The sequence below is a fragment of the Bacillus sanguinis genome, from assembly GCF_018332475.1.
Lineage (GTDB): Bacteria > Bacillota > Bacilli > Bacillales > Bacillaceae_G > Bacillus_A > Bacillus_A sanguinis.
In genome coordinates this window covers 1-598 of sequence record NZ_BOQB01000548.1, presented here as the reverse complement: position 1 = coordinate 598, position 598 = coordinate 1, and the positions used below count along the sequence as shown (strand labels likewise).

General features: G+C 30.9%; 1 pseudogene. It reads left to right on the top strand.

Annotation, left to right across the window (positions count from 1 at the left end):
• Positions 1–576 (top strand): annotated as a pseudogene (locus tag KI369_RS28460) (hypothetical protein); the annotation flags it as partial.
• Positions 577–598: the final 22 nt, after the last annotated feature.

The window sequence follows — 598 nt, the reverse complement described above, 5'->3', positions numbered from 1 at the left end:
GATCCTAAATTTAATTCGGAAGTTATATATGTAGATGGAAAAAATAAATATTATAACACTTGGCACAAAACACAAATAAAAGATATAAATATTATCAATTGGACAGAAACGAATAAAGGTACTGGCATTTCTTTGTATTCTGGTGGGAAGGAAAATGAAATTTCATTTATTAATTTTGAAAATATAAAAGTTGTAGGAATGGAAACTGGGGTGAAATTAGTAGCAAAGAAACCACAATCTGGACATGCATGGATAAATGCCAACCGTTTTATGAACTTCTCTCTCGAAGATTGTATAAATATGATTTATATGGATAGTAATGTAACAACGCCAAATGAAATTAGTGGTAACCAATTTACAAACCTTCAAATACAGCCTTCAAATAAAACGAAAAGTATTGTAAAGGTAAGTGGACAGCATAATGAGTTCAATGGAATGGTGTGGGATTTACAGAAAATCAATCATGAAAAGGAGCTCATTGAACTAACTGATAAGAGTATGAATACAGTGGTTGAAATGTCCAGTGTACCAGCAAATAGAATTTTAGATAGCGGGAAATCAAATATAGTGAAATAAGTTTAAATACGGAAAAAGAGCG